Raw genomic sequence first — 14,642 nt, forward strand, 5'->3', positions numbered from 1 at the left:
TTGCTGTTGCCGTATTTACCGCTCACAAGCACACCGTAGTTGTCGGGACGGAACTTGTTTATCAGGGCTTTCAAACGGCCCACACTGCCCGGAAGACTATGCCCGTACACCGGACGCCATTCCTCACTCGTGACAAGCAGAAGCTCCCAAAGGTTGCGGCGGAAACCGGTCAGCTTGTTATTGGATGAACTCAAGCGTTTGAACTCTTCCATCAGCGCGTTAAGCACCGAAGCGTTCCAGGTGTATTCCTTCTTCACATCCTCGGGAAGGGCGACCAGCTCACCGTTCTTGTCGTAACGGTAATCCTCGAAAAAGTTCTCGGCCTTCTCGTCTTTCTTCACTATGTTACGGATCATTTCCTCTCGCATCTGTTTCTCGGGCTCGCCATGACGCTCAACCCAACGTTTCTTGTATTTCTCGGGAAGGGAGGAATAGGAATACAAAGCATGACCGCCTTCACCACCGCCACGGGAAACAACCTCAAGTTTATCACGGGACAATTGGGTGTTCAAGGTACCTTTGGGCATTATACCCAACAATTCCTTGTAAGTTACACACAATATATTATCAAAATATTCCATCTTCCAACTTGATTATCACTCCTCTAAAGCACTCAACGGGACATGCCTCTTTATCAGCCGCGCTGAAACCCCGAAGTTCAACACTACGAGAAACTCCGGCAGCGGGTGGTCAAAGACCACGGAAAGCAGAATCCCGAAACTCAGACAGAAATAAAGCACACAAAGGCGCTGTTTCCGGTTCAGACGGATGAACCAGCACAGCTGGTCACCGAACAGTGTCATCAGGCCTCTTTTCATCGTCATCTTTCTTTTGAGAGTTACCACCTACCTTGATACCACCACGCTCGATAGCGAGCTTGCGGATGGAACGGGCCAACTTGCTGTTCTTGCGGAATGCAAGGGAATGGGAAACCATTTCCCGGGAACAACCCAGCAAACCGGCTATCTTACCCACCTCGCTGTATTCTACGACTATTCGTTCTTTCATAATTCGCTGATAAGTTAAATTATTGTAGCGGGCAGTCGCGGACTCGAACCGCGGACCATGGCCTCTCCCTTGCGGGAGTTTGGCGTGTTCTACCAACTGAACTAACTGCCCCGGAAATCTATCGGAGTTCTTGTATGGCATCCTCCGGAACACATATCACAGTCCAAACCTGGCCATCTTTCATATAATCGACATTATATTCACGACCGAAAGTACAAATGTTATAGTCCCAATCGCGGATTACACCATCAATGACTTCACCGTTCCTCTTGGTGATTCTCACACTTTGTCCCTTTTTAAATTTTGCTTCCATTATATCTTCGTTTTAAGTATATCAATATTAATTACATCCAACACGTTAGATGTTCTTAGGCTATTCACGATAAGGGTGGCTAATACTATACTGTTTTCTGCCATCCACCTCTTTGCTTGCCTGACAGCCACTTCCTTGCTGTACCCATCCGGAATAAAAGCCCCCAGGTCATTATAACTCCGATCTGTCAATTCAAAATAATACCGTTTCATAACCTTCTATTTTTCTTCTTTTTATATTTCTCATTGTCACCTCAAGCCTTTTTTGTAGATTTGAGGCGGCGTTCACATTTTGAACACGCTGCAAATATAAATCAATTTGATTTATTATCAAAACATTTATAAATCTTTTTGCGCTATAATGGAAAAAATTTCGATTTTAAAAAGTAAATGGTTTAAAAAGGAAGTAGATAAACTACAATCAGGAGGAATGTCTAAAGCTGATATAGCACGCCAATTAGATGTTCTTCCTCAATACATTAACTCATTAATGAGCGGCGCGAGAAATATTACAGATCAATTTCTTGATAAATTCATTGAGACTTACAATATAAATCAATTTGATTTATTTGTAAATTCAGAGAGTAGGGGAGAAGTTCTATCGGATAATAAAGAACATCCTAATCCTCATGCATCAGCAATAGAGGATAAACTTTTAGACCTAATATCTCAAAAAGATACAATTATTAGAGAGCAAGCAGAAGAAATAGGTATCCTAAAACATACTATCGTGCAACTCAAACAGGAAAGTGCGGGGCGTGTTTCAGGTGCGGAGAGTTCAACACTTGCAGATGTCGGATAAAATGCGTTTTATGGGGTAAAGGGGGCAAAAAGAATTAAAATATTGATTTATAGCACAATATTTTAAAATACAGGGGAGTAAATAAATATTATCAATGTATTGTTTACTCCCTCAAATAGTTTAAAAACAAACAAAAATAAGCCCTATTTATATTGTATAGATAGGCAAATCGCAAAAAAATAAGCCCAAAATGAATAACCAAACGAATAAGCAATCAAAACGTTTCGTTTTTGCAATAGCCTAAATGAATAAGCAAATGAATAAGCAAACGAATAACCTCTCCATTTTTCCGCCCGTTCAAACCGTTCAAATAAGTAGCAGCTTCTTTCAGATATACTATTTGAAAAGGCTACCACCCAAAAGACATAAAAAAAGCCGCAAAAAGCGGCTTTATAGACGTTCTAAGGCCGTTTTAGACCTTTCTGGTAGTCTTTATCAAGTGCGACTGGATAATCATCGCACGTTTCGTGTATTTCACGGTTCCATCGGTCAAACCGGCATGTAACAGGCTGCTTTTGGTGATACCGACCTCACTCTCCGTCAAAGTGTCAAATATGGCGGAAATACTGCCGAAATAGAGGTTCTTTTTCTCATAAATCAGGTGTACATGGATAACTTTAGTCATAGTATATTGCATTTATTTTGCTGCAAATATACCAAATATCACCTATATGGAATAATTTTAATAAAATAAATAGGAAAGAGTACCATACACTTCCCTACTCCACTTGCATAAACCGGGCCGTTTGATTATCTTTGTACATGAGAGTTGATCAGAAAAGGCGCATGGAGAGCAACTGGCGACAACACTACCGAAATCTCCCCTATCCCACCTTCAATGTAAAGCATTTCATTTGAACGGCGTTCAAACGGGGCTCAAATGTAAGCCCAATGTAAACCGATGTAAACGTCTCGTTTTTGTAGGTCACTCTCCCCTACTCCATCATAACGCTTTGAGAACCAAAGCAATCAGTCATTTTCAAGCCGACCGCATATTGACACGTTTCGTTTTTCCCCCCTTATACAAGCCCCACACAATCAAATAATTGAATCCGATAAACAGAAGACCGTAAATCAGAGAGGCCAAATAAGCGTCGGGAAGAATAAGCAGGATGGAGGTATAAACCTTCCCTTGCAGACTAATTCCACTAACTGTGATAACCTCGAGTAGAGTAGCCAACACGCCGGCCACCACATAGATGAACAACGGATTCGTGCCAAAAACATGGAAAGGATACGCCCATTTCTGTTTTTTACGAATATCAATAAGCCAGGTGAGAAGCACAAGAAATAAAGAAGCAAAACCACAGGTTACCAAGACAAAAGTCGGACTCCATACTTTTTTATTCAACGGGCAACCGTAACTAAGCAACCATCCGGCAAATAAAAGAACAATACCAAGTATGGATATCTGTAACAACCGGTGATGAATTTCTGTCTTCTCCCGCAAGATATTTCCGCAGAAATAACCTATTATCACTTGCGCAATACACGGCAAGGTACTTAACAGCCCTTCCGGATCGAAAAAGATACGTCCGCCGTCCGGCAACCACTCCCGATACAGATGAGTTTCTCCGAACAATGTTCGGTCTGTAACGGCAATAATATTCTGCTCGGATAGTTCAAAGCCGTTCCCCAAAGCCAACAAGACAATATAGCCTATCAGAATAATCGCGGAGATCCATGCCAGATTTGCCGGACGCCGGACACTCATAATCAACAAGGAACCAAAGAAGTAAGCTAACGCCAGCCGTTGCAACACACCTAGAATACGTATCTGTGAGAAAGGCTGTTCCACCCCCGCACACACCAACGAAAACCAGGAAAGGAAAAGTCCCAACAAGAATAAAATCACTGTGCGCCGCACCAGTTTGGTGATAAAACTACGGCTGAAGTGATGATCGAACCTGGATAAAGCAAAGCTCATAGAAACACCCATGATAAACATAAAGAATGGGAAGACCAGGTCTGTCGGTGTCAGTCCGTTCCATTCGGCATGCCGCAAGGGCGCATAAACAGACTCCCACGTCCCGGGGTTGTTCACCAAAATCATTCCGACAATGGTGATTCCCCGAAGCACGTCTAATGAAAGTAAACGTTCTGATTTCATATCGTTCTGATGACACCGGGATTAAATAAATCCCGGTTTGGTGAAGTAAAATCCATTCTCATTCAACCATTTAATATGCCATTTCAGGCGATTGGTGAAATCAATCCAGTTGCGGTCACTTCCCCACGCCAATTCTGAAAAGGCCTGAAGAGAAGGGAAAACATGCTGACCGAACTTCCGCTCATTGGGAATCATTTCCGTCCAGACACAGGCTTGGAAGCCTAATACATTCTGCTTCACAATACTAGGAAACTGGGGTTCGAACTCGAAGTTATACAAAGAGCTTAATCCTTCGTCCGAAGGCGTTGCGCTCAAATAGAAACGAGACCACTCCATAAATACAATCGGATAACCTTTCTGGGTAATCTTTCCCGGCTGGTCGGGCAGCCAGTCACGCCAATAGGTATAGATCAGGTCTTGTGGATCTTTCTCAAGAAAAGCATCGTCCCATCCCATCACTTTCTTACCTTTACCCTTCACATAGTTCGTCATTATCTTCACAAAGCGGTTTTGCAATTCATCCACTTTCTGATAACCTTCCTGTTGCATCAACTGCTGACAGACTTCACACTGCTCCCAGTTATCCTTTTCCACCTCGTCAGCTCCTATATGGAAATATTCCGAAGGAAAGATTTCGACCATTTCATCAATGATAGATTGCACAAACTGATAGTTTTCCGGCCGGGAAGGGCAAATAGGATAAGAAAATTCTTCTCCCCAACCAGCTTCTCCCGTACACGACAGTTCGGGATACACTTTGATAGCCGCCGAGAAATGCCCTGGCATATCTATTTCGGGAACAATATCAATACCTCTTTCCAATGCGTAACTCACCAAGCCTTTCATCTCTTCTTGTGTATAATGACCACCATATTGCGAACCATTTCTCACAAAACGAGGATCTATCTCGTAGTTATAATCTTGTTGGGAAAGCTCTACGCATCTCTTGTCATACTCGTCGAAGTCACGCCAGCTTCCCTCCTGCGTCAGTAAAGGATATTTTTTCACTTCGATGCGCCAGCCCTGATCGTCGGTCAAATGCAAGTGGAGCTTGTTTATCTTGTAGAAAGACAGACAGTCTATCACCTTTTTCAGATAATCAACCGTAAACATGTGCCGTACCACATCGATATGGAATCCGCGCCAGTCGTATTTGGGAGCATCCTTTATATCTACCATCGGAAGATATTTCGAGTTTCCCGAAGTGAAGAAATTAGCTTGTTCGAGTGCTTGCCTCAACGTCTGGATTCCCCAAAGAAGTCCGGTTTCCGTCGAATAATAGATGCAGGCCCCCTCTTTGGTTACGGTCAGACGATAGGCTTCTTTGGCCAGATCAGATTCTTGTTTCACCCGGATAAAGGCATGATCGTTGGAAGCGTCACTCGCGGAAAGAGACAGTTTCTCTTCCAGCGTGGATTTCAACAGTTGTGACGTAGAAGTCGGAATATTCTGGCTAACAGTCACATTCTGCGGAAGAGTGACCACCGATTCTTTATAATCAACTCTTTCCGGCAAAGGCATTACCGACAGGCGGGTCGGTACCCGTTCCGGATACCCTCCATTATCATTGTCATTGCACGACAACGATGTGATCGCACCTATTCCCAACAGGAATAATATACCGCTTCTTTTTATCTTATCATAGTTCATAACTTATCTACTTTTTGTGGATTAATTTACTTTGAGAGTGCTTGTCACACTTTCTTTGTTTAAATAAAACAGTTTAGCTTTCACAACCGAAGCATCACAGGCTATGGGAGCTTCCCAAAGCGCTGAATCAAGAGTTGGTTCCGCTCCATCGGTCGTATAGCGTATCTCCCCTCCCCGGATGGGAGTGTTGGCATAGAGCTTGCCTTCTTTGAGGCAAAGTCCGGGATGAGGCAAACGGAAGTTAATGTTTCGGGACGCCCAATGGGGCATTTCCTTCTCACTCGCTTTCGAATAGAACAAAGCCAGCGCTTTATTGAAAGCCTGCTGTTCTTTCTCTCCTGCCAGCATACTCCAAGCGGGAAAAGCATTCCACCCGCGTTCTACCAGTCCGAGGATTTTAGGAAAGGTATAATATTCCACCCACTTGAAATCACGGATCGTTTCTGCAAACAATTGCGCTTGTACTCCTTGGATACGCTCCTTGCCGGATGCGGTCAAAACTGTTTTTCCTCTTTCCGCAATACCTAAATCGACCGGATTGCCAGCCATATCAGTACGCGAAGAGCGATAGATGTGATATGGAAGCATGGAAAAGCCTTTAGATTCATCCACATATCCGGCCCACGAGAGCCCTCTTTCATCGGGGTGAGCATCATAGGCCAAATCCAGATAGAAGTTGTTCACGTTGCAGAGGATCACCGGATAGCCTTTGTTGGCTACCTGATAAGGTATTTCGTCCGCTTCCCATTCGGGAACTGTATTCCAGCAATATACTCCTGCCGCAAGCCTGTTCAAATGGCGGTCGGTAGCCTCCGAATGTCCCAACGCAGCTTCCTGCCAGCCACTGAACTGCACATGATATTGTTGCAGATAGTCTGCCATCTTCGTGATGTAGTATTCGGACAGTTCATGCGCACTCGTCATTCCATGTTCATCCATAAACGCCCGGCAGACAGGTGAACCCATCCAAGCTCCATCAGGCACTTCATCGCCTCCCAAGTGAATGGTAGTCAAAGGTACCTCCGCTTCTTCATACATAGCCATCAGCTCACGAATCACTTTTTCCATAAACCGATACGTGGAGGGTAATGCCACATTCATCACGTTATCCGTATAAGACTGTGCGGAAACATAGCGGGAAGTATCTTGCGCGTCACTCAACAAATATTCGACAGCCTTTTCAGGATCGGTGTTTATATATTTATGATAACGTGCTTTCATGGACACTATTGCCGCCCGTGCATGCCCCGGAGACTCTATTTCCGGGATTACACGCACATGTCTTTGAGCTGCATAACGCAATAAATCTATAAACTCTTCACGAGTATAATATCCGTTACCGGAGGTAGGCGCAGACGGATCATAGTTGCCATCGTAGCCCGGATACAAACATTCCAGTTCATCCGTGGTGTGTCCCCGACGTGCACCGACCGAGGTTAGTTCTTCCAAACCGGGAATCTGAAGACGCCAACCTTCATCATCCGAAAAGTGGAAATGCAGCACGTTCAGTTTATAAGAAGAGATGGCGTCTATCAGCTTCTTTAATTGGTCTGCCGTCGTGAAGTTTCTGGCAATATCCAGCATTTGTCCGCGATACGGCAAGTCGGGATAGTCACGGATAGATACAGCTTCCAAACGGAACGGTTTCTCTTGTCCTTTCAAGAGAGAGAGCAAGGTTTGCGTGCCATTGAAAATGCCGTGTGACGTAGGAGCTGAAATATTTATCAGACTATTTCCTGTGTCCATCCGGTAGTATTCGTCATTCGCAGCCGTCTCCTGTTGCGGCAAATAATCCAGATGAACCGTTACCGGTGCTTCGGAAATGACTTCCAACCCATAAAGTGTTTCCAATTTTTCTTTCAACAATCCTGCTTCGTTGGCAAAATCGGGATGAAAAGTCAGTCTCACCTTATTTTCTATGATAACGTTTTCTTTACCGATAGCCGGAAACGCTTCCTTTACTGACGGGAAAATATCAGTTTGTTGCAACTTGGCAGTAGTTTCTAACGCCAAGTTTGAAGCATATATCTTATCAGGTGCGGGATACCAGTCTTCCGTCTCCATTCCTTGTAGCGGCTGTATGGTCAGTTCGACAGGCAAGGGAGTACCTTGCTTGCCGCCTGCCTGACTCACCCAGTAAGTACCTTCGGGAGCATATGACAGTTTTTTCAGTCCGTTGGTACAACAGAACGTCACAATCAGCGAATCTCCCGGTGCCAATGGCTGGAAGTTTTCCGCCGGATACATCCGGAAGAAGTTCGCATTTACGACCTCTACCTTGACCGATGCAGATTCGTCTTGAAGAATCTCACGAGGCAACTGCGAATAATAGATGATCCAGTCCTTTCCCAAAGGAACATCTGATATATTCTTCAGGATAAATGAGTTCTCATAGTAACCGGGCTGCACTTCGGCAGCTCCCATCTCCCAAGTCAATGACACGGGGGCTTTCGCCCCGTCAGCCGATTTACAGCCAGTCATGAACAGCAGGAGACACAGACTTCCCCCTATCATATATAGTATATTTCTCATAGGCTTTCCTATTTTTCTATATATCACTCTTTCAGACATTAATCACTCAATCGTTCGATGTGCAATGTTTCTTTGCCTACTCCCTGCGAAGTATCGAAAGTCAGACGGTAATAGCCAGGTACGAAGCCGTCGCCACTCGTTATTCCATTGGAAGCCGATATTTCAATTCCATCCGTATCACCGGACAACGAACCTGCTTGCAACTCCATACCTTTATCTTTATTCCATTGCAAATCGCTGTAAATTTCGATTTCGAAAGACTCCCATTCATGAGTGTTACTCAAATACACAGTAGTTTGATATTTTTGTTCACCAATCGGCACAATATATCCCAACTGTGATATATCTTCCAAATTCCAGCCTCCGCTATTGTAAGCCTCGTTCCAGACAGGAGCACAAGTGAATCCGTGTCCTACCAACCAGAAACAAGTAGGTGCGGTATCACTCATCCGTGCAACCCAAATATAATTGAATTTAGAAGAATAGTATATTTCCCAAGTTCCCGATTTGCGCAGGAAGGTAAACTTACCATTGTCCGGATTATAGCTAAAGAAGTCGCGGTTGTAAGCATGTTCCACATCTTCAAATCCACTCATTTCAAATTCTTCACCTTGAGTAAAACTAATCTGGGCACGGAACAATCCTTCACTGGCTATCAACTCGGTTTCTTTAATTTTCAGGTTCTTCTGGAAACCGACGACACCCAGTTTAAAAGTCATCACGTCGAAAGTGATCTGTTCAACAAACCAATCCCGGTAATCAAAGGCAAAGCTGGGTCCCGACGCTTCAATAAGGACAGCTGTATTACTCTTTTCAGCAGCTCCCCAAATCAATTGCGCATCGTCCAATGATTCCGTAGTGGAGATTTTTCCGGTTAGCTCCATCGGATAGCCCTCTTCCGAGCCGGAAACTTCCGTTAGATACAGATAAGGATTCTCTGCGCTCCGGGTCATTTCTACCACCTCACCGTTATAGTGAAGATAGAGCACTTCCGGAATCTGTGGACGGACGATATGGAAATCAAACGTTTGAGTGACTTCACTACCTTCCACATTGATGGCAGTCAATACTACTTTAGCCTCCTGATTCTCTTCCAGGTCAGCCTCAAACGGGATATAAATTCCTTTCTCAACAATCGACACATCAGTGCCTTTCGTACGAATCGACTGCGAACTTACCAAGGTTTCACCCACCATCAATTTCACTTCCAGCGTAGACAAAGGAGTCTCCGGATCGTGGATTTTTACAGAGAAATAAAGAGAATCGGCAGCAGGAGTCTGATCGGTAGTCGAGAATTGTAGTCCTGATAGTTCAGGACATGAATATGGATACTTCACCCGACCATCTTCTTCGCTACATGAAGCCAGCCAGCAAACGGTTAGCCCCAGCAACCATAAAAACAGATTATTGTGTTTCATCATTTTTTCTTTTAAAATTTTACGTTCCTCTTTTCATTAATAACCTTCATTTTGAGTCAGATTGGTGTTTTTATCTTTCTCTCCTTGAGGAATCGGCCACAACTGCCGGAAAGCCTGCAAACCTGCAAACAGCAATCTGCCATCTTTGTCTTTATGTTTCTGCATCACTTCCAGCAAACGGTTATTACGTACCAGGTCAAACCAACGCTGACCTTCCATATACAACTCCAATTGACGTTCATTCTCTACCGCCAAGCGGCCCCTAGCCTGTCCCATATTCTCATCCAGAGAAGAGGGAGCAAAGCCCGCACGTTCTCTAATGCCGTTCACGATTCGAATCGCTTCCGGAGTGCGGTCTAACTCTACCAGTGCTTCGGCTTTCAACAGGAGTATATCCGCCAATCGCATCAGAATAATGTTGGAAGTCTTCTCGCGAATTTTATAAGACAACGGATAACTGTCCGCCGGCCAATAGGTGTCATAAGGAACCGATTTCCAAAGGATACTGGATGCATAACGGGTATCTTTCTCCTTGTCGAATTTAGCAACCAAGTCATGAGTAGGCGTACAATAACGTCTCCAGGTCACCGAACCGTCGTCTTCTTTCAGCAACACCCAATAAGCCCAGTTGGGAGCATCAGAGGTGTAATAGACTTCAAAGATACTTTCGGAAGAGAATTTCTTGTCAGGTTGCCACAACTCATCAAAGTTGCCGACCAGCGTATAACCCTCTGCTATCACTTTGTCGCAAGCTTCAACCACTTTGGCATAGTCGCGTGTTGATTTCTCTCCTCTGGTTGCCAACACCTTGGCACGCAAAGCATAAGCGGCGCCTTTGGTGGCCTGGAAAACTCCTTTATTTTTGCTTACCAGGTAACGAATGGTATTTTCTTCGTTCAGATCATCCAGTATCTGGTCGTAGATTTTATCTGCGACAGAACGTTCAGGATACATCACCGGATACCATTTATCCAGATTCTCGGCTGTAATGGTCGGAATCAAATCCAACACCATCGGAGCGTCTCCCCATAAACGGACGATATCGAAATAGGCCCATGCCCGCAAGAATTTTGCTTCTGCGATGACCCGATTACGCTCTTCTGCTACGGTAGAGGCAGGATCCATCATTTTCGTATTTTCAATCACACTGGTTGCAGTGCCAGCCATTGAATAATACTGTGACCAGACCAATTCTACCTTATAATTGGTAGAAGTCAGCTTCAACAAATCAAATTCTTGTTCGGCCACGCCGTCTCCACCAATATAGCAATTATCGGATTGTACATCTCCAATGGTGTAATTTTCCGACTGGAATATATCTGCCTTAAAGCTTTCATACGCACCTTGCAACTCGGCTTGCGCATCTGCCAGACTTCCGTATTTAGACTCCTGATCTTCCGTTCCGGTACCCTCCTGCATAAAATCCGATTGCGGTTTCTCATCCAGAAAATTACTGCATGAAACGACTAAGACGCAGAGTACGACATAAGCTAACTTTATTATGTTTTTCATTTTCGCACCTATTAAAATTCAACATTCAAACCAAAAATTACCGCCCTCGATTGAGGATAAGTACCATAGTCCACTCCTTGGGCAACGGAGTCGCCGCCAAAAGCATTTACTTCAGGATCGTATCCCTTGTATTTTGTCAACGTGAAAAGATTCTGTCCGGTGACGTAAGCCTGCAATCTGGACAGATGTATTTTATTCAACCATTTCTTAGGGAAATTATAGGACAAAGTGACTGTTTTCAAGCGCAAATAAGATCCGTCTTCTACAAAACGGGAGGAGTTGTGATTGTTCTCTGTATTACCAACGCGGGGGACATTGGTAATCATACCCGGTCGTTTCCAACGATCCAATACACGAACCGACTGGTTTCTAAAGTCGGTCATACCTTCCATATCGATGCGTGACGCATTAAAAATTTTATTGCCCTGACTTCCCTGCAAGAAAACAGACAGGTCGAAGCCGGCATACGAGAATGTATTCGTCATACCATATATGAACTTAGGCTGGGCATTTCCCAAGGTAGTGCGATCTTCCGGATCGATAAAGCCGTTACCATTCAGGTCACGATAGATGATATTTCCAGTTTCCGGATCGACGCCTTCTGATATATATCCAAAGAATGTTCCCAATGGAAGACCTTCTTTCAGGATGACAGCTTTCTCCTTGGATTCATACATTTCAGCATAATAATAGACTTTATTCAAGCCGAGCTTCGTCAACTTATTCCGGTTGAAAGAGATATTGAAATCGGTATTCCACTGGAAGTTGCCTTTCAAATTCTGGGAAGAGACAGTGAACTCCATACCTTTATTCACCATTTCACCATCGTTTCTTGTCACACTGCTTGGCACTACATTCTCCGGCAGGCTGACTGTCAGTAGTAAGTCGGTTGTTTTTTTGTAGTAAGCGTCCACCGAGAAGGATAAACGGGAATCAAACATTGTCAGGTCGAGACCCAGATTCCACTGGCTTGTTTTTTCCCAAGTCAGTTCTTTATTGGCTGCCGAACCGGGTCTGATGGCAAGTCCCGGGTATAAGTTACCTTCTGAAACCGGTAGTTTACTAGCACTCATGGAAGCCATGTAAGCGTAGTTTCCAAAACCGCCCTGGTTACCGTTCATACCCCATCCGGCACGTAGCTTCAAATCGGTTACGATGTCTTGCAAAGGTTGCATAAACTTTTCGCTTGAAATTCTCCAACCTGCCGAAACAGAAGGAAAAGTACCCCAACGGTGTCCCGGAGCAAAACGGGAAGAACCGTCGGCACGGAAGTTGACCGTCAGCAAATAACGGCTGTCATAATTGTACGCTATGCGACCTAAAAAAGAGGCCAGCGTCCATGCGGAGGCGGAAGAACCACAAGCGTCTTTATCCAACTGATTGGCGGCACTGATGGAATGAATATCAGGATAAGACTCTGCCAGATCGAAACCAGCCATCCAGGATGCGTTATATTGTGCACGCTGTTGGGTGGCTCCTCCCAAGATGGAAAGGTTATGTTTGTTGAAGGAACAATCATAGGTTAGCAAATTCTCAAACAGCCATTCGAAGTTTCGTGAGAAACTCTCTTCCACACGTCCTTTTGTACCGCGTCCGTCCGAAGTTGAAATCGGGTCCAGATAATAATCCCAGTGTTCATTAGTCAGTTCAATGCCAAAAGTTGTTTTGAATTTCAGACCTTTGTATATATCAACCGTAAAGCCGAGCGAACCATTAATATGATCTGTATTCGTGTTGCTGTCCGCAGCATTGGCAGCCAGCGGATTCAGAATACGTGCACCATAAGCCTGTTCGTCGTATTCGTTCGGATCATACGGGTTCCACTTCTGCATAAACGGAGGAGTATTCACTACGGACAAGATGGAACCGGCACGCAAAGAACTGCGGCTTTCGTTCACCCATTGTCCTCCTGTATGCGAATACGCAAAGTTGAGTGCCATCTTTAACCATTTTGTCTGCTCACTATCCAAATTCGCACGGAAATTATATCGGTTGAAATGTGCTTTCTCCACAATACCTTGTTCGTCAGAATAACCTCCGGATACAAAATATTGTAATTTCTCGGTTCCATTTGCCACGGATAATTGATAGTTCTGATTAACACCCGTACCGAAGAATAAATCAGTCCAGTCCACATAGCGTGTTTCATTTTCAGGGATATTGGGAGCAACATCCGAAACAGCTTTCAAGTCTTTCATCAAGTCTTTATATTGCTCTGTATTCAAGGCATCTATCTTCTTACCTAATTTAGAAAAACCCACATAAGCACTCATTTTCACCTGCGGTGCACCGATCTTTCCCCTCTTGGTCGTAATCAACACCACTCCGTTTGCCGCACGTGCTCCATAAATAGCTGCTGATGAAGCATCTTTCAGGATTTGCATACTTTCAATATCGTTCGGACTGATATTCGAAATATCATCCGACGGCAAACCATCTACCACATACAACGGCTCATTGGATGCCTGCACGGAAGTAGCACCTCTCACCCGGATGGTCACCCCGGAACCCGGCATACCCGATGGCTGCACAACTTGAATACCGGCTGCTTTTCCCTGAATGGCTTGTGCGGCTGTCATGATCGGACGCTCTTCAATATCTGCCGTAGAAACCACAGATACTGCCGTCGTAATATCTTTCCGTTTCATAGAACCGTATCCCACCACGACAACTTCTTCCAGCACTTGCGAATCTTCGCTCAAAGACACATTATAGATGTTCTGTTTATTGACCGTATGAGACTGGGAAACGTAACCGATATAGGAGAAACTGATTTTTGCCCCTATGGGAGCTTCCAAAGAGAAACGTCCGTCGATGTCAGTAGCGGTCCCAATATTCTCTCCTTCCACTCTCACGGTAACACCAATCAAAGGTTCCCCCCTCCGATCGGCTACAACACCGGTTATTGTTTTCTTATCTCCTTTCTGGGAGGCGTTTTGTTCGGTTTTCAGGGTAAGCACTACTTGCTTGCCCGATTCTATCTTATAACTAATAGGTGACCCTTTGAAAACTTTTTCTAAAACCGAATCGATACTTTCATTGTCCACTTTCAATGAAATCTTTTGATCCAATCCGGGAAGCTTATCCGTATAAAAGAAGCTGTAATCAGCCTTCTTCTCAATTACTCGTATCGTCTGGCGTATTGTCTGATTCTTTACAGAGAAAGTGATCTGCGCACTTACCTCTTGAGACACAAACAACAAGATACAACAGAACATAACAAGCCTTAATATGATATGTAATTGCTGTCTCTTATACACATCTCCGAGCCCACGAGACCATGGCTAATCTCGTATGC

Annotated in this window: 12 protein-coding genes, 1 tRNA gene and 1 pseudogene; 1 reads left to right on the top strand and 13 read right to left on the bottom strand. The window is 44.4% G+C overall.

Features of this window, described 5'->3' with window-relative positions:
- From LPH68_RS23705 to LPH68_RS23730, 6 genes and pseudogenes are all read right to left on the bottom strand, one after another.
- A pseudogene (locus LPH68_RS23705) lies at window positions 1–581 on the bottom strand (kinase); the annotation flags it as partial.
- A gap of 15 nt (window positions 582–596) precedes the next feature.
- Window positions 597–818 carry a hypothetical protein gene (locus tag LPH68_RS23710; RefSeq protein WP_149949508.1) on the bottom strand — a complete coding sequence of 74 codons (222 nt, stop codon included), beginning with the start codon at window positions 816–818 and terminating at the stop codon, window positions 597–599.
- Window positions 787–1,008, bottom strand: coding sequence for an ArsR family transcriptional regulator (locus LPH68_RS23715; protein WP_149949475.1), 222 nt, complete (start codon window positions 1,006–1,008; stop codon window positions 787–789). The genes LPH68_RS23710 and LPH68_RS23715 overlap by 32 nt, the downstream gene beginning before the upstream one ends.
- A 28-nt stretch (window positions 1,009–1,036) precedes the next feature.
- A tRNA-OTHER gene (locus tag LPH68_RS23720) sits at window positions 1,037–1,119 on the bottom strand.
- 7 nt (window positions 1,120–1,126) lie between these two features.
- Window positions 1,127–1,321: a hypothetical protein gene (locus LPH68_RS23725; RefSeq protein WP_004325640.1), complete on the bottom strand. Its 195-nt coding sequence runs from the start codon at window positions 1,319–1,321 to the stop codon at window positions 1,127–1,129.
- Window positions 1,321–1,533 (bottom strand): hypothetical protein, encoded by a 213-nt coding sequence (locus LPH68_RS23730; RefSeq protein WP_008667097.1) that lies wholly within the window; start codon window positions 1,531–1,533, stop codon window positions 1,321–1,323. Before LPH68_RS23730 ends, LPH68_RS23725 begins: the two co-directional genes overlap by 1 nt.
- 148 nt (window positions 1,534–1,681) lie before the next feature.
- Here LPH68_RS23730 and LPH68_RS23735 point away from each other — a divergent pair, with 148 nt between their 5' ends.
- The gene (locus LPH68_RS23735) at window positions 1,682–2,122 is read left to right on the top strand and encodes a helix-turn-helix transcriptional regulator (RefSeq protein WP_149949474.1); all 441 of its coding nucleotides are present in this window, start codon (window positions 1,682–1,684) and stop codon (window positions 2,120–2,122) included.
- 412 nt (window positions 2,123–2,534) lie between these two features.
- Here LPH68_RS23735 and LPH68_RS23740 read toward each other — a convergent pair whose 3' ends face one another.
- The 7 genes from LPH68_RS23740 to LPH68_RS23770 form a co-directional block, all read right to left on the bottom strand.
- Complete coding sequence (locus tag LPH68_RS23740) at window positions 2,535–2,747, bottom strand: hypothetical protein (RefSeq protein ID WP_149949473.1); 213 nt, start codon at window positions 2,745–2,747, stop codon at window positions 2,535–2,537.
- A gap of 354 nt (window positions 2,748–3,101) precedes the next feature.
- Entirely contained in the window at window positions 3,102–4,232 is a 1,131-nt protein-coding gene (locus tag LPH68_RS23745; protein WP_230297174.1) for an acyltransferase family protein, read from the bottom strand.
- Window positions 4,233–4,253: 21 nt separating this feature from the next.
- Entirely contained in the window at window positions 4,254–5,882 is a 1,629-nt protein-coding gene (locus tag LPH68_RS23750) for a beta-N-acetylhexosaminidase (protein ID WP_008641248.1), read from the bottom strand.
- Between the two features lie 21 nt (window positions 5,883–5,903).
- Entirely contained in the window at window positions 5,904–8,414 is a 2,511-nt protein-coding gene (locus tag LPH68_RS23755) for a family 20 glycosylhydrolase (RefSeq protein ID WP_008641233.1), read from the bottom strand.
- A gap of 38 nt (window positions 8,415–8,452) precedes the next feature.
- Window positions 8,453–9,835 (bottom strand): DUF5016 domain-containing protein, encoded by a 1,383-nt coding sequence (locus LPH68_RS23760; RefSeq protein WP_032841856.1) that lies wholly within the window; start codon window positions 9,833–9,835, stop codon window positions 8,453–8,455.
- A gap of 33 nt (window positions 9,836–9,868) precedes the next feature.
- Complete coding sequence (locus LPH68_RS23765) at window positions 9,869–11,344, bottom strand: RagB/SusD family nutrient uptake outer membrane protein (RefSeq protein ID WP_004317283.1); 1,476 nt, start codon at window positions 11,342–11,344, stop codon at window positions 9,869–9,871.
- Window positions 11,345–11,355: 11 nt separating this feature from the next.
- On the bottom strand, window positions 11,356–14,562 hold the full coding sequence (locus LPH68_RS23770; RefSeq protein ID WP_009038716.1) for a TonB-dependent receptor: 3,207 nt from the start codon (window positions 14,560–14,562) through the stop codon (window positions 11,356–11,358).
- Between the last annotated feature and the right edge of the window lie 80 nt (window positions 14,563–14,642).

It is taken from the genome of Bacteroides sp. 1_1_30 (assembly GCF_020982715.1).
Taxonomy (GTDB): Bacteria; Bacteroidota; Bacteroidia; order Bacteroidales; family Bacteroidaceae; genus Bacteroides; species Bacteroides xylanisolvens.